Annotated in this window: 18 protein-coding genes; 12 read left to right on the forward strand and 6 right to left on the reverse strand. The window is 54.9% G+C overall.

From position 1 onward, the window contains the following. Positions 1-69 precede the first annotated feature (69 nt). Positions 70-1,323: a serine hydroxymethyltransferase gene (glyA, locus tag EOS98_RS06170; RefSeq protein WP_000919178.1), complete on the forward strand. Its 1,254-nt coding sequence runs from the start codon at positions 70-72 to the stop codon at positions 1,321-1,323. A 195-nt stretch (positions 1,324-1,518) separates the two neighbouring features. Further along, positions 1,519-2,658 carry a 3-phenylpropionate MFS transporter gene (locus tag EOS98_RS06175; protein WP_001173729.1) on the forward strand — a complete coding sequence of 380 codons (1,140 nt, stop codon included), beginning with the start codon at positions 1,519-1,521 and terminating at the stop codon, positions 2,656-2,658. Here EOS98_RS06175 and csiE read toward each other — a convergent pair. Further along, positions 2,653-3,930, reverse strand: a complete 1,278-nt coding sequence (gene csiE, locus EOS98_RS06180; protein WP_000982963.1) for a stationary phase inducible protein CsiE — start codon at positions 3,928-3,930, stop codon at positions 2,653-2,655. The two genes, EOS98_RS06175 and csiE, sit on opposite strands and share 6 nt — an antisense overlap. A gap of 125 nt (positions 3,931-4,055) precedes the next feature. Here csiE and EOS98_RS06185 point away from each other — a divergent pair, with 125 nt between their 5' ends. Both EOS98_RS06185 and EOS98_RS06190 read left to right on the forward strand, forming a co-directional pair. Beyond that, positions 4,056-4,694: a DUF1007 family protein gene (locus EOS98_RS06185; protein WP_094897671.1), complete on the forward strand. Its 639-nt coding sequence runs from the start codon at positions 4,056-4,058 to the stop codon at positions 4,692-4,694. Further along, a complete protein-coding gene (locus EOS98_RS06190) occupies positions 4,685-5,671 on the forward strand; it encodes a nickel/cobalt transporter (RefSeq protein ID WP_094897670.1) in 987 nt (328 codons plus the stop codon). The genes EOS98_RS06185 and EOS98_RS06190 overlap by 10 nt, the downstream gene beginning before the upstream one ends. Here EOS98_RS06190 and asrC read toward each other — a convergent pair whose 3' ends face one another. From asrC to suhB, 5 genes are all read right to left on the reverse strand, one after another. Further along, on the reverse strand, positions 5,672-6,685 hold the full coding sequence (asrC, locus tag EOS98_RS06195; RefSeq protein WP_000020685.1) for a sulfite reductase subunit C: 1,014 nt from the start codon (positions 6,683-6,685) through the stop codon (positions 5,672-5,674). It abuts the gene before it with no gap. 10 nt (positions 6,686-6,695) lie between these two features. After that, entirely contained in the window at positions 6,696-7,514 is an 819-nt protein-coding gene (gene asrB / locus EOS98_RS06200) for an anaerobic sulfite reductase subunit AsrB (RefSeq protein ID WP_000017587.1), read from the reverse strand. Positions 7,515-7,517: 3 nt separating this feature from the next. Then, positions 7,518-8,561: an anaerobic sulfite reductase subunit AsrA gene (asrA, locus tag EOS98_RS06205; protein WP_000985209.1), complete on the reverse strand. Its 1,044-nt coding sequence runs from the start codon at positions 8,559-8,561 to the stop codon at positions 7,518-7,520. Between the two features lie 181 nt (positions 8,562-8,742). Then, positions 8,743-9,621: an alpha/beta hydrolase gene (locus tag EOS98_RS06210; protein ID WP_000174944.1), complete on the reverse strand. Its 879-nt coding sequence runs from the start codon at positions 9,619-9,621 to the stop codon at positions 8,743-8,745. Between the two features lie 144 nt (positions 9,622-9,765). Then, positions 9,766-10,569: an inositol-1-monophosphatase gene (gene suhB, locus EOS98_RS06215; protein ID WP_000553473.1), complete on the reverse strand. Its 804-nt coding sequence runs from the start codon at positions 10,567-10,569 to the stop codon at positions 9,766-9,768. A gap of 118 nt (positions 10,570-10,687) precedes the next feature. Between suhB and trmJ the strand changes: the two genes are divergently transcribed. The 8 genes from trmJ (at position 10,688) to fdx (ending at position 17,145) form a co-directional block, all read left to right on the forward strand. Beyond that, positions 10,688-11,419, forward strand: coding sequence for a tRNA (cytosine(32)/uridine(32)-2'-O)-methyltransferase TrmJ (trmJ, locus tag EOS98_RS06220; RefSeq protein ID WP_000940032.1), 732 nt, complete (start codon positions 10,688-10,690; stop codon positions 11,417-11,419). Positions 11,420-11,578: 159 nt separating this feature from the next. Next, entirely contained in the window at positions 11,579-12,073 is a 495-nt protein-coding gene (gene iscR / locus EOS98_RS06225; protein WP_094897669.1) for a Fe-S cluster assembly transcriptional regulator IscR, read from the forward strand. A gap of 180 nt (positions 12,074-12,253) precedes the next feature. Beyond that, a complete protein-coding gene (gene iscS / locus EOS98_RS06230; protein WP_000775263.1) occupies positions 12,254-13,468 on the forward strand; it encodes a cysteine desulfurase in 1,215 nt (404 codons plus the stop codon). A gap of 27 nt (positions 13,469-13,495) precedes the next feature. Continuing rightward, a complete protein-coding gene (gene iscU, locus EOS98_RS06235) occupies positions 13,496-13,882 on the forward strand; it encodes a Fe-S cluster assembly scaffold IscU (RefSeq protein WP_000331704.1) in 387 nt (128 codons plus the stop codon). A 28-nt stretch (positions 13,883-13,910) separates the two neighbouring features. Then, positions 13,911-14,234 (forward strand): iron-sulfur cluster assembly protein IscA, encoded by a 324-nt coding sequence (iscA, locus tag EOS98_RS06240; RefSeq protein ID WP_000028952.1) that lies wholly within the window; start codon positions 13,911-13,913, stop codon positions 14,232-14,234. Between the two features lie 195 nt (positions 14,235-14,429). After that, a complete protein-coding gene (gene hscB / locus EOS98_RS06245; RefSeq protein ID WP_000384398.1) occupies positions 14,430-14,945 on the forward strand; it encodes a co-chaperone HscB in 516 nt (171 codons plus the stop codon). A 12-nt stretch (positions 14,946-14,957) separates the two neighbouring features. Next, positions 14,958-16,808 carry a Fe-S protein assembly chaperone HscA gene (gene hscA, locus EOS98_RS06250; RefSeq protein WP_001196659.1) on the forward strand — a complete coding sequence of 617 codons (1,851 nt, stop codon included), beginning with the start codon at positions 14,958-14,960 and terminating at the stop codon, positions 16,806-16,808. A 1-nt stretch (position 16,809) separates the two neighbouring features. Then, complete coding sequence (gene fdx, locus EOS98_RS06255) at positions 16,810-17,145, forward strand: ISC system 2Fe-2S type ferredoxin (RefSeq protein ID WP_001124466.1); 336 nt, start codon at positions 16,810-16,812, stop codon at positions 17,143-17,145. Positions 17,146-17,153: the final 8 nt, after the last annotated feature.

Genomic DNA, 17,153 nt, shown 5'->3' on the forward strand with positions numbered 1-17,153 from the left:
GTTGGCCGAAGTCCCACGGACTGCCTTTTCAGGCACAAATTTTATTGTTAGCTGAGTCAGGAGATGCGGATGTTAAAGCGTGAAATGAACATTGCCGATTATGATGCCGAGTTGTGGCAGGCTATGGAGCAGGAAAAAGTACGTCAGGAAGAGCACATCGAACTGATCGCCTCCGAAAACTACACCAGCCCGCGCGTGATGCAGGCGCAGGGGTCTCAGCTGACCAACAAATACGCTGAAGGTTATCCGGGCAAGCGCTACTACGGCGGTTGCGAATACGTTGATGTCGTTGAGCAGCTGGCTATCGACCGCGCGAAAGAACTGTTCGGCGCCGACTACGCTAACGTGCAGCCGCACTCCGGTTCTCAGGCTAACTTCGCTGTTTACACCGCGCTGCTGCAACCGGGCGATACCGTTCTGGGTATGAACCTGGCGCAGGGCGGCCACCTGACTCACGGCTCCCCGGTTAACTTCTCCGGTAAACTGTACAACATCGTACCTTACGGTATCGATGAGTCCGGTAAAATTGACTATGACGAGATGGCGAAGCTGGCCAAAGAGCACAAGCCGAAGATGATTATCGGTGGCTTCTCTGCCTACTCCGGCGTGGTTGACTGGGCAAAAATGCGTGAAATCGCTGACAGCATCGGCGCATACCTGTTTGTCGACATGGCGCACGTGGCGGGCCTGATTGCCGCAGGCGTTTACCCGAACCCGGTTCCGCACGCTCACGTTGTCACCACCACCACCCACAAAACCCTGGCGGGTCCGCGCGGCGGCCTGATCCTGGCGAAGGGCGGCGATGAAGAGCTGTACAAAAAACTGAACTCCGCCGTGTTCCCAAGCGCGCAGGGCGGCCCGCTGATGCACGTAATCGCCGGTAAAGCGGTAGCGCTGAAAGAAGCGATGGAGCCGGAGTTCAAAGTTTACCAGCAGCAGGTGGCGAAAAACGCCAAAGCGATGGTGGAAGTGTTCCTGAACCGCGGCTACAAAGTGGTGTCTGGCGGCACTGAGAACCACCTGTTCCTGCTGGACCTGGTGGATAAAAACCTGACCGGTAAAGAAGCTGACGCCGCGCTGGGCCGTGCTAACATCACCGTGAACAAAAACAGCGTGCCGAACGATCCTAAGAGCCCGTTCGTGACCTCCGGTATCCGTATTGGTTCTCCGGCGGTTACTCGTCGCGGCTTCAAAGAAGCGGAAGTGAAAGAGCTGGCTGGCTGGATGTGTGACGTGCTGGACAACATCAATGATGAAGCCACCATTGAACGCGTGAAAGCGAAAGTGCTGGATATCTGCGCCCGCTTCCCGGTTTACGCGTAAGCGCTTGTGTTGTGAGAATGGCCCGATGGCGCTGCGTCTGTCGGGCATTACTTATGCGCCATAACGTGACGCCGCCGGAAGTCATTATCCGGCGGCGTTGTCGTTTGAACTTCTCCCTCCGCCTGTTAACCTTATGTTACCCTTGCCAGCGCAACCGTTTACCGCCAGACTATCGCCTCCAAACGGGAGGGAATCATGGCATTGCATTCCACGCGCTGGCTGGCGCTCAGTTATTTCACCTACTTCTTTAGTTACGGTATTTTTCTGCCCTTCTGGAGCGTCTGGCTCAAAGGTCTTGGGCTAACGCCGGAAACCATCGGTCTTCTGCTGGGCGTGGGTCTGGTCGCGCGTTTTCTCGGCAGCCTGCTCATTGCGCCTCGCGTAAGCGATCCTTCGCGGTTGATCTCCGCGCTGCGCGTACTGGCATTGCTGACGCTGGTATTTGCGCTGGCATTTTGGGCAGGAACGCATGTCGCGTGGCTAATGGTGGTGATGGTTGGGTTTAACCTCTTCTTTTCACCACTGGTGCCGCTGACCGATGCGCTGGCCAATACCTGGCAAAAGCAAATTACCCTGGACTATGGTCGGGTGCGGCTGTGGGGGTCCATCGCCTTCGTGATAGGGTCGGCGCTGACCGGTAAGCTGGTGAGTTTATACGATTACCAGGCGATTCTGGCGCTACTGACGCTCGGCGTCGCCTCGATGTTGCTGGGTATGTTGTTACGTCCCAGCGTGCCGCCGCAAGGGGAAAGTCGTCAGCAGGAGAGCGCAGGCTGGCCCGCCTGGCGTACGCTGGTGGCACAAAGTTGGCGTTTTCTGGCCTGCGTCTGTTTGCTGCAAGGGGCGCACGCCGCCTACTACGGTTTTAGCGCCATCTACTGGCAGGGGGCTGGCTATTCAGCATCGGCGGTCGGCTATTTATGGTCGTTGGGCGTGGTGGCGGAAGTGATCATTTTTGCCCTGAGTAAAAAGCTATTCCGCCGGTTTAGCGCCCGCGACTTGCTGTTGCTTTCCGCTGTGTGCGGCGTGGTACGCTGGGGACTGATGGGCTGGAGTACGGCGTTGCCGTGGCTGATTGTGATACAAATCCTGCACTGTGGCACGTTTACCGTTTGCCATCTGGCCGCTATGCGCTATATCGCTGCGCGTCAGGGAAGCGAGGTGATTCGTTTGCAGGCCGTCTATTCCGCTGTGGCGATGGGCGGCAGTATCGCGATTATGACAGTATTTGCCGGTTTTCTGTATCAACATCTGGGCGGCGGCGTATTCTGGATTATGGCGCTGGTGGCATTGCCCGCTATCTTCCTTCGGCCCAAAGTGGTTGCCGCGTCATGATTCCAGGATCTTGCGGATCTGCTGCTGCTGGTGCTCTGTGAGGGTGCGATCCGCATGAATTAATGGCGGTGAGAAGAGCGGTAGCGGCGTGGCGTAAGGGGTAACAATCAGCGCTACGCCGCGCGGGCATCCCTCTTTTTGAAACGCCTGGAGCGATATCCGTCTGATATTCAGCGGCAACAGGGTCAGTTCACGCAGTTGCTGCTCAATATGCGTCTCCAGCGCATCATTTTTATCCGCTAACAATACGATCTGTCTTTCATGCAAATCGTTATCCTGCATTAGCCAGGCGCCGAAAATTACTGCCACCAGCCCCGTCTCTTCCTCGGAAAAGTGGATACCATATTCGGCTTCAAACCCGGCGAGCGCCTCACGTGTGGTGCGAACCAGACGCGGATAAAGACGGTTGAACTCTTCCGGAAGCGTATTATCGATGCCAATCGTGAATAAACTTCGGTTCAGCGCCTGGGCGAGATGGACATACAGCTGATCGTTAAGCCCTTGTTCGTCGCTGAAGCGTACGTTCCCTTTTTCTCGAAAGCGCAGCACCAGCCGCGCCACTTCCAGTCGCAGTTGCTGCGCCCGTTGATGCGTGTCGCGAATCGGGTCGGGGAGGCGAATCATTGAAAACAGTAACGCCATAAACAGCGCTTCATTGAGCGGTGCGGCCTGCATCACGTGGCGTTGCCAGTGACGACCAATTTCCTGGGCGAGTGGATATTCCGCGCACGACTGCGCCCAAATCTGCTGCACAGGGTTGAATTCCGGGGTGATGCCGGCATGGTGTTGTAGCAGACAATACTGTAAAAAGAGACGCAGGAACTGCACGTCGCGATGTTCAAATGGTTTTTGCAACCGGCGAGCGCACAGATTAATGAGCGCGTGCAGATTAATATCGTCATACAGCGGACGCGCGATACCGCGCTGCTTTAGCGCGTTTTTTAAGGCCGGGGTAAACTGTTGCGTGACGAAGGTCGGGCATAAACGCAGGCCGCGCCTGAGCCAGTGTAAAAGGCAAAGGCGCTGATCGAGTGCTGTACCTTCGATCCGATAGCAACCGTTCTGGCATGTTGTGATGGCAAGGCGATGATAGCGCTGGATCTCCAGGCTTGTCTCAGTGATATCCTCACGGGCAGTATCATCATCAACGCCATTAAGCGCGCTGAAGATTTCCACCGTGGCAATTGGCTCCGGCTGGAAAAGCGTCAGCAATACCTGACAGCGGCGCTGGGGAGCGGAAAGTACAGATGGTGGGGCAATTGTCGGCATCATCTGTCAGGTCTCCCGTTAGTTTGTCTGGTAAGGATAGCTAAAGTTTGCGTGTGAAAAATGTGATAAGCGTGCTTTTAGGCCAGGAATGCTGAGGAACGTCACAGAATTTTTATCGCGAGGAACAGATGAAGCCAGTGAAACGCAGCGCCTTAACACTATTTCTTGCCGTTTTATCTTTCGTGGCGGCGGCGCATCCGCACAGCTTCATCCGTCTGCAAACGCAGGTGGTCAGTGAAAATGAGCAATTTGTGGCGTTAAAAATGCGCTGGACAATGGACGCGCTGACGTCCGCAGATCTGCTGTATGACGCCGGAAACGCGGCACCGGGGTCAGAAATATGGAAAAAGTTGGCGGCGGAAGTGATGGCTAACGTACTTGGGCAGCACTACTTTACAGAAGTGTGGCGCAATGGCGCGAAAGTGAAGTTTAAAAACAGGCCGACAGAATACGGTATGACGCGTGACGCGCATCAGGCGGTATTGACCTTTACGCTACCGCTGGCTGAACCGCAGCCGTTAAGCGGACAGACTTATACCTTTTCAACGTTTGATCCCTCTTATTATGTCGATATGCATTATGACCAGGACAGCGATATCACGATGCCGGAACCGCTGCGCGAAAAGTGTCGGATTCAGGTTTATACTCCTGCGCCCGGCGAAGAGACGCTACGTTTCGCCCAGTCGCTGGATAAAGAGGACGCGCCGCCGGAGGATGTGGATTTAGGTAAACAGTTTGCCCAAACGGTGACCTTGCAATGTCAGTAATTTTTTCTCAACGCGCTCCGGGGCGACGCTGGCTCTCGCTGTGGCCACTGGCGTTATTCCTGCTGCTGATGCTGGTTGGCGGTCTGTGGATATGGCAGGCCTGGCCGCAGGTGATGTTGAAAAGCGCTCTTTGGCAGCGGGACGTAAATCAGCAGTTGAGCGCGCTGCTTAACGCGGTGGCGACGCATCCTGAGCGGGCGGGCGGATCGTTGCTTCTGCTGAGTTTTATGTATGGCGTGCTTCATGCGCTGGGGCCGGGACACGGCAAAGTGGTGATCGCGACATGGCTGGCGACGCATCCTTCGAAGCTGAAATCAAGTATCGTGTTAACCCTCGCCGCCGCGTTATTACAGGGGTTCGTGGCTATCGGGTTGGTGGTGGGCGTGCTGACCGTATTGCAACTTCCGGCCAGGCAGCTCCATCTGAGCGGTTTCTGGCTGGAAAAGGGGAGCTATGCGTTAGTTGGCGGGCTGGGCATCTTGCTGTGCTGGCGGGCCATAAAAAGGTTACGCGCGCTGCTACGTAAACTTGCCTTTATCGCTTTTACGCCGCGCCATGTTCACCATGAAAAATGCGGCTGCGGACATCAGCATTTACCGACGCAGGAACAATTGCATAGCGGCGATGACTGGCGCGCGCGACTCATGATCGTACTGTCTATGGGGATGCGGCCCTGTTCCGGCGCGATAATGGTGCTGTTATTCAGTAAAGTGATTGGCGTTTTTAGCTGGGGAATGGCGTCGGTACTGGCAATGGCGGCGGGAACCTCGCTAACGATTACCTCGCTGGCGCTGCTGGTACACACTTTTCGTGCTCTGGCGGTGAAACTCAGTGGAAACAAAGCGCCGGCGTTATGGCGGCAGGTAGGCTGGTCAACGCTGGCGCTGGCCGGAGGGGTCATACTGCTTGTTGCGGCGTTGGTCATGTGGTTTAGCGTGCCGCAGCCTGTGGGCGGGCTGCGGCCATGGCGTGGTTGATTAGTGCCCGGCGGGTTTGAGATGCATCCGCGCGACGGATTCGTCTTCGGCCCAGTAAATGCGTTCGGCGACCATCGCTTCCGGATTGAGCTGAACGCCGCGCAGTACCCGTTCTTTAAAACGCAGGTAGCCGCCTTTGTCGATCAGATGGCCCATATGTAGATAGATCGGTTTTCCGCCGAGCATCTCTTTTTCAAATTCATACAGGTTAACGATCACCTGCTTTATCACATCTTCAGTCACCCAGTTGAGGAAGAGCTTGCCGACGCGCGGCGTCTTCTTACTGGTGCGTCCGCCCAGACGGACTTGCCAGAGCTGATCCGGCTTACGTTGCCAGGCCAGCGTCGGACAGGCCAGCACGCACTCGCCGCAGCCGATACAGGCGGACTCTTCTTTGACCGCTTTGCCGTTCTTCAGCGCCAGGCAGCCTACCGCGTGGTGACTACAGGCCTTCACGCAGGCGCCGCAACCGATACAGCGATCGGCAGTGAAGCGCATTTTCGCCACGCCAATAATCCCCAGATCGGCCATTGACGCCTTCGCGCAATCATTCGGGCAGCCAACGATGACCGTTTTGAGATGATAAGGGCTGGGATAGACCAGTTTTTCAAGACGACGGGACAGACCGGTCGTGTCAGTGTTGGCTTTCTGGCAAATGCGGTTCCCCTGACAGGCGACAATATTTCGCCCGCCAATAGCGAGATAGCCTGCTTTGGTATCCTCAACCTGGACGTCGCACAGTTCTATTTCAATCTCGCGAAGAAACGGCTCCAGCGCGGCGTTCACGTTGTCGATATCTTCGTAACGGATACCCGGCATCGCCAGCTTCTGGCGGGTAGTGAGGTGAATTTGTCCGTTGCCCCAGGTTTCGGCGATGTCACGCGCCACCGTTAGCAAATGCGCAGGCAAAATACCGCCGGGAATGCGGACGCTGATCATGGCTTCGCCGCGCACTTTTGACAGGCGATATTCGTTTTTCGCACGGGCTTTAATGATATCAATATCAATGCTCATGATGTTCTCCTTAATCGGCAAAACGTTGCGCGACGGCGTAGTTAAATATCGGGCCGTCGGTGCAGACATACACTTCGCCCATACGGCAGTGGCCGCACTTCCCGACGGAGCAGGCCATCCGGCGTTCGTAGTCCACCCAGATTTGCTCCGGCTTGAGCCCTTTTTGCAGCAGCATTTTTACGGTAAAGGTAATCATTATTGGCGGCCCAACGACGATGGCCTGCATAGTGTCGATATCGCTAAGCGTCATGTCGGCAAGCCGATCGGTCACCCGGCCAATCTGGTAACGGTCATCAGCCTCGCCTTCATCCAGCGTGAGCACCAGATTATGTTTGCCGCGCCACGTCGCCATTTCTTCTTTGTACAGCACGCAATCGCGATTTTTATAGCCGAGAATCATATCCAGTTGACCAATTTCCTGGGGATTCTCAACGAAATAGCGCATTAAGCCTTTCACCGGCGCGACGCCCGTGCCGCCTGCGACAACCAGTAAGGGTTTATGGCGCAGCGTATCGACCGGATAGCCATTGCCATAGCAGCCGCGTAGCCACACGTTGTCGCCTTCTTTCAGCGTAAAGAGGGCGCTGGTCACTTTTCCGACATTACGGATCAGCAGATCTATCCAGCCGTCGCCGTAGTCGGAAACGGAGATGGGCGCTTCGCCGACGCGCGGCAGCGACACCTCAACAAATTGCCCCCAGTGCGCGGGAAAATCGACGGCCACGCGGAAATTCCACTCCAGCGGCGTGTGGCGAGTAATACTGAGGATGCGGTACGCCGCAGGCAGCAAACTGTGCTGCGGTTTATCATGACAGGAACAATGTGACATGCGTTATGCCTCCTCTGCCAGCGCCTGCCGAACGGCAGCGGTCATTTTATTGATAATCAAAGAAAATTTGATGTATTGCGGGCAGCGATCGTCGCAGCGGCCGCAGCCGACGCACATATGTTCAATGCCGTTGCGCGCTTTGTAGTCATTGACCTTATGCAGGGCGCGGTAGCGCAGACGCTCGCCGGGTTTTTCGCGAAAACCATGACCGCCTGCCATGTCGCTAAAGCCCGGCACCATGCAGCTTGCCCACTGGCGGCGGCGTTCGCCGCGCTGCGGATTTTCATCATAGGCGACGTCAAAGACGCTATAGCAGGTACAGGTTGGGCACCCGGTAGTGCAGCGGCCACAACTGATGCAGCGGCTGTCGTAGGCGTCCCATAGCGGGTGGCGGGTGAGAATGTCGCGAATTTTTTGCGGATCGCGGCAAACGCTGTCCGGCGTGACGACGGTTTCCCGGTTTTCGCTGACGAAAGAGGGGGTATAGTCAGCCTCCTGCCCCAGCCCTTGTATCGCCGCCTCGATAAAGGGATCGCGGATGCTGACAAGCGCGCCCTCATCGCTAAAACGCATGGCGGCGCTATAACAGTCAGTTTTATTGGTGCCCATTGAGACGCAGAAACAATTTTCGAAGCTTTCTTCACACTCAATAAGGACGAAACGAATATGCTCCCGTAGCAGTTGATAACTGTAATCGGAATTATTCCCATTTGATAAATACATATAATCCAGCCTCGACATGGCGTTAATGTCGCAGGCGCGGGCAAAGATGATTATCGGGGAAGTGTCTGTCTCGGCAATTTGGATGGTGTCTTTATCGAAATAAAAGAGCGTTTCGGTGATAGGGGCAATTATGGTATTCGGCGACATGTGCGATTTCTCGTGCCAGATGAGATCGCGCCAGCCGCTAATCCGTTGATAAATAATGTTGTCAGTGTCGGAAAAACGCCCGCCGCGAAACTCTGCGGACGGGGCAAACACGCGCCATTTTTTGTTTAATCGCTGGATAAGCAAACTAAACTCGTCAGGCGTAATTTTGATAGCCATCACATACTCCACAGTAATATTCAGGAAAAACAAATGAAAATAAATTGTTATAAAAATCAGTTGAATATTACTGTTACGCTAGCGCTAATCCACCGCCTTCGCTAACGGGAAAAAATGGTTTTTACTATCGGTATAATAAATATATTCTTAATCATAAAATATGCATATATACAGCGTCGCGCTATTTAGCGGATAGCGCGGTCTGAATAAATTTAATCATTGCATCACGGTAAAGGTTTGCATAACGTCCGGAAAAAGCATCAATGTGATCGCCGTCAGGAATGAAGATTTTTTGTTTGGGCTCCCGGGCGAGGGCATACAATTTCTCACTGTCCTGCCAGGGAATAACATGGTCTGCCGTGCCATGAAGAATCAATACCGGAATGGGGCTGACGCTGGCGATATTGCGATCCGCGCTATAGCGGTCATCAAGCAAATAGCCGCTGCCCGGGATCATCTGGTTGGCGATGGAGGAATAGGATAAAAACGTTGAGTCGAGGATAATCGCACGTATGCCCGCCTGGTCGGCGTAGCGCATATTTGCGCAGCCTACGCAGTGGCCTACGGCGGCCAGCACATTATTACCGCCCAGGCTCTGCCCCAGCAGTACCAGGCGCTCGGGGTTAACGTCGGCACGATGCCGCACATAATCTATCGCGCTTTTCGTATCATCCAGTAGCCCTTCTTGTGATGGGGTGCCCTCCGATTCGCCAAAACCACGGTAATCAAACATAAACAGGTTTACGTTGCGTTCTGGCAGCCAGCTGACTAACGGCCAGTGCGCCGACATATTTCCGGCGTTGCCATGGACATGAATCACCGTCGCGACGGCGTTTTCCGGCCTGCCGAAAGCAGTGGGAATAAACCAGCCGTGCAGATGCGTGCCATCTTTGGCGGTAAAGGTAATGGATTCAGCTTCGGCAGGGGTTGGTCCATAGACTTTATTGTCCGGGTAATAAAAGGCATTGATCGCTACGCGGGGTAGCAGGTAAATACAGACCACAATAATAAACAGAATAAAAAGGGATTTGACGATGCGTCGGGTATGTTGAAGGGTCATGTTCGCTTCCTTGCCGCTTTATGCCAATAGCGGAGCAGGGAGCGATCGTACAAAAACATGCAGGCAAGTAAAGCGATGAGGCTGTGTTTAGGAAAAACGCCTGAAAAGGCACGGCGGATGAGTGGCCCCATCCGCCGAAGAGACTTAGCGCTTCAGCGCATCGCTCAGTTCGTCGCGCATATTCGCCAGCATGGCTTTAACGACGCGCGGATTCCCCGCCACGATATTACCGGTCATCATGTAGTTATGACCGCCGGTGAAATCGCTGACGATACCGCCCGCTTCACGAACCAGCAGTTCGCCCGCGGCGAAATCCCACGGACGAAGGCCAATTTCAAAGAAACCATCGACACGACCTGCAGCCACATAGGCCAGATCCAGCGCGGCGGAACCGGTGCGGCGGAAATCGGCGCATTCGGTGAACAGCTTGCCGATAATATTAATGTAGGTGGTCGCGTATTGTTTGGCTTTGAACGGGAAGCCGGTAGCGAGGATAGTGCCGTCCAGATCGCGCGCGGTACTGCCGCGCAGACGGTAGCCGTTCAGTTGCGCGCCCTGACCGCGGGTGGCGGTGAACAGTTCGTTACGCATCGGATCGTAAACGACAGCCACTTCAGTACGGCCTTTAATGCGTACAGCAATGGAAACAGAGAAGTGTGGCAGACGTTTGATGAAGTTGGTGGTGCCATCCAGCGGATCGATAACCCATTGAACATCCTGATCTGTGCCAACGTGCTCACCGCTTTCTTCGGTGATAATAGTGTGTTGCGGGTAAGATTTGCGAATGGTGTCGATAATTACCGCTTCAGCGGCCTTATCTACATTGGTCACAAAATCGTTACTGCCTTTTTGGCTCGCTTCTACAGCGTCCGGAGTTTCATAGTTTTTGGCAATTACATTACCCGCCTTGCGCGCTGCGCGCACGGCGATGGTCAGCATCGGATGCATCGGTCTCTCTCACTGGATGTTAAAGAACGGGAAAACGGCGCAGAGTATAGCAGCGAGATCGGAATCTGTCTTGGTTTTATGGTAAGATGTCAGAATAATCTTTAGCTGAAGAAAGACAATGCTGCAAAACATTCGAATTGTGCTGGTGGAAACCTCCCACACCGGCAATATGGGCTCTGTGGCTCGCGCTATGAAAACCATGGGCTTAACTAACCTGTGGCTGGTAAACCCGTTGGTGAAACCGGACTCCCAGGCCATCGCCCTGGCGGCAGGCGCCAGCGATGTGATCGGTAATGCGCAGATCGTCGATACGCTGGATGAAGCGTTGGCTGGCTGTAGCCTGGTGGTCGGCACCAGCGCCCGTTCCCGCACTCTGCCGTGGCCGATGCTTGATCCGCGCGAGTGCGGCTTAAAAAGCGTGGCGGAAGCGGCAAATACGCCGGTTGCGCTGGTTTTTGGTCGTGAGCGTGTCGGGCTGACTAACGATGAGTTGCAAAAATGCCATTATCACGTCGCTATTGCCGCTAACCCGGAGTACAGCTCGTTGAATCTGGCGATGGCGGTACAGGTCATCGCGTATGAAGTCCGTATGGCCTGGCTGGCGACGCAGGAAAACGGCGACGCGGCAGATCATGAAGAGACACCGTATCCGCTGGTGGACGATCTTGAACGTTTCTACGGCCATCTGGAGCAGACGTTGCTCTCCACAGGCTTTATTCGCGAAAACCATCCGGGGCAGGTGATGAATAAATTGCGCCGTCTGTTTACCCGCGCCCGCCCGGAAAGCCAGGAGTTGAATATTCTGCGTGGGATTCTGGCGTCTATTGAGCAACAGAATAAAGGCAAGTAACCGCGTTAATGCCGCACGGAACGCTAAATACCTGACTAATTTACTCAAGTAAATAGTTGACCAAATTACTCGGGAATGTCAGACTTGTCCCTGCTATGCAATACCCCCATTTTACAATAAAAAACCCCGGGCAGGGGCGAGTTTGAGGTTAAGTAAGACATGAGACTGACATCTAAAGGGCGTTATGCCGTGACCGCAATGTTAGACGTTGCGCTCAACTCCGAAGCGGGCCCGGTACCGTTGGCTGATATTTCTGAACGTCAGGGGATTTCCCTTTCTTATCTGGAACAGCTATTTTCCCGTTTACGTAAAAACGGTCTGGTTTCCAGCGTACGCGGGCCGGGCGGCGGTTATCTGCTGGGTAAAGATGCTGGCAATATCGCGGTCGGCGAAGTGATCAGCGCGGTTGATGAATCCGTTGACGCGACCCGTTGCCAGGGCAAAGGCGGCTGCCAGGGCGGCGATAAATGCCTGACCCATGCGCTGTGGCGTGATTTAAGCGATCGCCTGACCGGTTTTCTCAACAATATTACCTTAGGCGAGCTGGTGAATAACCAGGAAGTTCTGGATGTGTCTGGTCGCCAGCACACGCATGACGCGCCGCGCGCCAGCGGTCGTGCGCAGGACGCTATCGACGTTAAATTACGCGCTTAATTAAAATATTACGCCATCTCTTCTGGCGGCCTCATGCGGTGAATGCCGCGGTCGTCTGAAGGATGAAGCGTAAAAAAGAATTCAGAATCAGGCCGGGACGCGGACGTCCCGTCAACACGGTCGTACATCCAGCCGGTTGCCTGATTCCTTGCATTGAGTGATGTACGGAGTTTAAGAGCAATGAAATTACCGATTTATCTCGACTACTCCGCAACCACGCCGGTGGACCCGCGTGTTGCCGAGAAAATGATGCAGTTTCTGACCCTGGACGGAACCTTTGGGAACCCGGCGTCTCGTTCACACCGTTTCGGCTGGCAGGCTGAAGAAGCCGTCGATATCGCCCGCAACCAGATTGCTGAACTGGTCGGCGCCGACCCGCGTGAAATCGTCTTTACCTCAGGGGCGACGGAGTCCGATAACCTGGCGATTAAAGGCGCTGCCAACTTTTATCAGAAAAAAGGCAAGCACATCATCACCAGCAAGACCGAGCACAAAGCGGTGCTGGACACCTGCCGTCAGCTTGAGCGCGAAGGGTTTGAAGTGACCTACCTGGCGCCGCAGCGCAACGGCATCATCGATCTCAACGAGCTCGAAGCAGCGATGCGTGACGACACCATTCTGGTTTCCATCATGCACGTGAACAACGAAATCGGCGTGGTGCAGGATATCGCGACCATCGGCGAAATGTGCCGCGCGCGCGGTATCATCTACCACGTTGATGCCACCCAGAGCGTGGGCAAACTGCCTATCGATCTGAGCCAACTGAAAGTGGATCTGATGTCCTTCTCCGGTCATAAAATTTATGGTCCGAAAGGCATTGGCGCGCTGTATGTGCGTCGTAAGCCGCGTATTCGCATTGAAGCGCAGATGCATGGCGGCGGGCACGAGCGCGGTATGCGATCTGGTACTCTGCCTGTCCACCAGATCGTCGGCATGGGCGAAGCTTACCGTATCGCGAAAGAAGAGATGGAGACCGAAATGGCCCGTCTGCGCGGTCTGCGTAACCGTCTGTGGAACGGCATCAAAGATATTGAAGAAGTTTACCTGAACGGCGACCTTGAGCAGGGCGCGCCAAACATTCTCAACGTGAGCTTTAACTACGTTGAAGGCGAGTCGCTGATCATGGCACTGAAAGACCTGGCGGTCTCTTCCGGTTCCGCCTGCACCTCCGCCAGTCTGGAACCGTCCTACGTGCTGCGCGCGTTGGGCATGAATGACGAGCTGGCGCATAGCTCTATCCGTTTCTCTTTAGGTCGTTTTACCACTGAAGAAGAGATCGACTACACCATTGATCTGGTTCGTAAATCCATTGGCCGCCTGCGTGACCTTTCTCCACTGTGGGAAATGTACAAGCAGGGTGTGGATCTGAACAGCATCGAATGGGCACATCATTAATCGGTATCGGAATCAGGAGAATTTATAATGGCTTACAGCGAAAAAGTAATCGATCACTATGAGAACCCGCGTAATGTAGGGTCGTTTGACAACAACGACGATAACGTGGGAAGCGGCATGGTTGGCGCTCCGGCCTGCGGCGACGTCATGAAGTTGCAGATTAAAGTTAACGATGAAGGTATCATTGAAGACGCGCGCTTCAAGACTTATGGCTGCGGTTCCGCTATCGCCTCCAGTTCTCTGGTAACGGAGTGGGTGAAAGGGAAATCCCTGGACGAAGCGCAGGCGATTAAAAACACCGACATTGCAGACGAACTGGAACTGCCGCCGGTGAAAATTCACTGCTCTATTCTGGCGGAAGACGCGATTAAAGCCGCTATTGCGGATTACAAAAGCAAACGCGAAGCGAAATAAAATAGAACGTTAACATTGAGGTTTTGTTATGTCGATTACACTTAGCGACAGTGCAGCAGCGCGAGTTAATACCTTCCTGGCCAACCGTGGTAAAGGGTTTGGTCTGCGTCTGGGCGTGAGAACCTCCGGCTGCTCAGGTATGGCTTATGTACTGGAATTTGTTGACGAGCCAACGGCGGAAGACACCGTGTTTGAAGACAAAGGCGTTAAGGTAGTGGTTGACGGCAAGAGCCTGCAATTTCTGGACGGTACACAGCTGGACTTCGTAAAAGAAGGTCTGAACGAAGGGTTTAAATTCTCCAACCCGAATGTGAAAGATGAGTGTGGTTGCGGCGAAAGCTTCCACGTGTAACCGTGTTCCGCTGTTATACCGAGCATTCGTGCTGCAGAAAAGCGGCAAGCGAGTGAATCCCCAGGCGCTTACTTGAGTAAATGACTGGGGGAACCCGCGAAGACAACGCATCTGCGGCGCGAAGTAAGAAGGTATAACCCCACCGTGGTCGCCTGCGTGTGGGGTTTGTTCTGACAGGCTATCCCTGAGAATGTTATGGATTACTTCACCCTCTTTGGCTTACCAGCCCGTTATCAAATTGACACCCAGGCGCTGAGCCTTCGTTTTCAGGATCTGCAACGCCAGTATCACCCTGACAAATTTGCCAACGGCACCCAGGCGCAGCAGCTTGCCGCCGTCCAGCAATCCGCCACGATCAACCAGGCCTGGCAAACGCTGCGTCACCCTTTGACGCGCGCGGAGTATCTGCTTTCCTTACACGGGTTCGATCTGGCCAGCGAGCAGCATACGGTACGCGACACCGCGTTTCTGATGGAACAACTCACGCTTCGCGAAGAGCTGGACGATATCGAACAATCAAAAGACGACGTGCGGCTGGAAAGCTTCATCAAACGCGTACAAAAGATGTTTGATGCTCGTCTTCAGCAAATGGTGGAACAGTTGGACAACGCCGCGTGGGACGCGGCGGCGGATACGGTGCGCAAACTGCGGTTTCTCGATAAACTGCGAAGCAGCGCAGAACAACTCGAAGAAAAGCTGCTCGATTTTTAACTGGAATCTAACATGGCCTTATTACAAATTAGTGAGCCTGGTCTGAGCGCCGCGCCGCATCAGCGTCGTCTGGCGGCGGGCATCGACTTAGGCACTACCAACTCTCTGGTTGCGACGGTTCGCAGCGGCCAGGCGGAAACTCTGCCTGACCACGAAGGGCGCCACCTGTTGCCTTCAGTGGTTCACTATCAGCAGCAGGGCCATACGGTTGGTTACGCTGCGCGTGACAATGCCGCGCAGGATACGGCCAACACTATCAGCTCTGTGAAACGCATGATGGGACGCTCGCTGGCGGATATCCAGGCGCGCTATCCGCATCTGCCTTACCGGTTTAAGGCAAGCGTTAATGGGCTGCCGATGATTGACACGGCGGCTGGATTGCTCAATCCGGTACGCGTATCTGCTGATATTCTCAAAGCGCTGGCCGCGCGGGCTAGCGAATCGCTCTCCGGCGAGCTGGATGGCGTGGTGATTACCGTTCCCGCCTATTTCGATGATGCCCAACGTCAGGGGACGAAAGACGCCGCACGGCTGGCAGGCCTGCATGTACTGCGCCTGCTCAACGAACCGACGGCGGCGGCGATTGCCTACGGTCTGGACTCAGGCAAAGAAGGCGTTATCGCTGTTTACGATCTTGGCGGCGGTACCTTCGATATCTCTATTTTACGCCTGAGCCGCGGGGTGTTTGAAGTGCTGGCGACGGGCGGTGATTCTGCGCTCGGCGGCGACGACTTTGACCATCTGCTGGCGGACTATATTCGTGAGCAGGCGGGAATTGCCGATCGTAGCGACAATCGCGTTCAGCGCGAACTGCTGGATGCCGCGATTACCGCGAAAATCGCCTTAAGCGATGCCGATACCGTTCGCGTTAACGTTGCGGGCTGGCAGGGGGAGATCACTCGCGAGCAGTTTAACGATCTCATTTCCGCGCTGGTTAAGCGCACGCTATTGGCCTGCCGTCGCGCATTGAAAGATGCCGGCGTTGAGCCCCAGGACGTTCTGGAAGTGGTCATGGTCGGCGGTTCAACCCGTGTACCGCTGGTGCGTGAGCGGGTGGGCGAATTTTTTGGCCGCACGCCGTTAACCGCTATCGACCCGGATAAAGTGGTCGCTATTGGCGCAGCGATTCAGGCCGATATTCTGGTCGGCAACAAGCCGGACAGCGAAATGCTGCTGCTGGACGTGATTCCACTCTCTCTTGGGCTGGAAACGATGGGTGGCCTGGTGGAAAAAGTCATTCCGCGCAACACCACTATCCCGGTGGCGCGCGCGCAGGATTTCACCACCTTCAAAGACGGTCAGACCGCGATGTCTATCCATGTGATGCAGGGCGAACGCGAACTGGTGCAGGACTGCCGCTCGCTGGCGCGCTTTGCGCTGCGCGGGATTCCGCCGCTGCCGGCGGGCGGGGCGCATATTCGCGTGACCTTCCAGGTAGACGCCGATGGCCTGTTGAGCGTCACCGCAATGGAAAAATCCACCGGCGTCGAGGCCTCCATTCAGGTCAAACCTTCCTATGGTCTGACCGATGGCGAAATCGCCTCGATGATCAAGGATTCCATGAGTTTTGCCGAGCAGGACGTGAAAGCGCGTATGCTGGCGGAGCAAAAAGTCGAAGCCGCGCGCGTGCTGGAAAGTTTGACCGGCGCGCTAACTGCCGACGCCGCGCTGTTAAGCGCCGCAGAACGTCAATGCATTGATGATGCCGCCGCACATTTAAGCGCGGTCGCACAAGGCGATGATGTTGACGCCATAGAACAAGCCATTAAAAACGTAGATAAACAAACCCAGGAATTTGCCGCTCGCCGCATGGACCAGTCGGTTCGTCGCGCGTTGAAAGGCCATTCCGTAGACGAGGTTTAACATGCCGAAGATTGTTATTCTGCCTCATCAGGATCTTTGTCCGGATGGCGCAGTTCTGGAAGCTGAGACCGGTGAAACCATTCTTGACGTTGCGCTGCGCAACGGCATCGAGATTGAACACGCCTGTGAGAAATCGTGCGCCTGCACCACCTGTCACTGTATTGTACGTGAAGGCTTCGACTCCTTGCCGGAAAGTTCGGAAGAAGAAGACGATATGCTGGATAAAGCGTGGGGGCTGGAGCCGGAAAGTCGACTGAGCTGCCAGGCCCGCGTTACCGACGACGATCTGGTTATCGAAATTCCACGTTACACAATCAACCATGCGCGTGAGCATTAACAGAGGGT

It is taken from the genome of Salmonella sp. SSDFZ69 (assembly GCF_004010755.1).
Lineage (GTDB): Bacteria > Pseudomonadota > Gammaproteobacteria > Enterobacterales > Enterobacteriaceae > Salmonella > Salmonella enterica.

Excerpts from the sequence above, each read along its gene's own strand:
- hscA (WP_001196659.1), top strand. The coding sequence starts at position 14,958 with ATGGCCTTATTACAAATTAGTGAGCCTGGTCTGAGCGCCGCGCCGCAT.
- hscB (WP_000384398.1), top strand. The coding sequence starts at position 14,430 with ATGGATTACTTCACCCTCTTTGGCTTACCAGCCCGTTATCAAATTGAC.
- iscS (WP_000775263.1), top strand. The coding sequence starts at position 12,254 with ATGAAATTACCGATTTATCTCGACTACTCCGCAACCACGCCGGTGGAC.
- asrA (WP_000985209.1), bottom strand. The coding sequence starts at position 8,561 with ATGGCTATCAAAATTACGCCTGACGAGTTTAGTTTGCTTATCCAGCGA.
- EOS98_RS06210 (WP_000174944.1), bottom strand. The coding sequence starts at position 9,621 with ATGACCCTTCAACATACCCGACGCATCGTCAAATCCCTTTTTATTCTG.
- iscA (WP_000028952.1), top strand. The coding sequence starts at position 13,911 with ATGTCGATTACACTTAGCGACAGTGCAGCAGCGCGAGTTAATACCTTC.
- trmJ (WP_000940032.1), top strand. The coding sequence starts at position 10,688 with ATGCTGCAAAACATTCGAATTGTGCTGGTGGAAACCTCCCACACCGGC.
- glyA (WP_000919178.1), top strand. The coding sequence starts at position 70 with ATGTTAAAGCGTGAAATGAACATTGCCGATTATGATGCCGAGTTGTGG.
- EOS98_RS06175 (WP_001173729.1), top strand. The coding sequence starts at position 1,519 with ATGGCATTGCATTCCACGCGCTGGCTGGCGCTCAGTTATTTCACCTAC.
- iscU (WP_000331704.1), top strand. The coding sequence starts at position 13,496 with ATGGCTTACAGCGAAAAAGTAATCGATCACTATGAGAACCCGCGTAAT.
- asrB (WP_000017587.1), bottom strand. The coding sequence starts at position 7,514 with ATGTCACATTGTTCCTGTCATGATAAACCGCAGCACAGTTTGCTGCCT.
- EOS98_RS06190 (WP_094897670.1), top strand. The coding sequence starts at position 4,685 with ATGTCAGTAATTTTTTCTCAACGCGCTCCGGGGCGACGCTGGCTCTCG.
- iscR (WP_094897669.1), top strand. The coding sequence starts at position 11,579 with ATGAGACTGACATCTAAAGGGCGTTATGCCGTGACCGCAATGTTAGAC.
- csiE (WP_000982963.1), bottom strand. The coding sequence starts at position 3,930 with ATGATGCCGACAATTGCCCCACCATCTGTACTTTCCGCTCCCCAGCGC.
- suhB (WP_000553473.1), bottom strand. The coding sequence starts at position 10,569 with ATGCATCCGATGCTGACCATCGCCGTGCGCGCAGCGCGCAAGGCGGGT.
- EOS98_RS06185 (WP_094897671.1), top strand. The coding sequence starts at position 4,056 with ATGAAGCCAGTGAAACGCAGCGCCTTAACACTATTTCTTGCCGTTTTA.
- fdx (WP_001124466.1), top strand. The coding sequence starts at position 16,810 with ATGCCGAAGATTGTTATTCTGCCTCATCAGGATCTTTGTCCGGATGGC.
- asrC (WP_000020685.1), bottom strand. The coding sequence starts at position 6,685 with ATGAGCATTGATATTGATATCATTAAAGCCCGTGCGAAAAACGAATAT.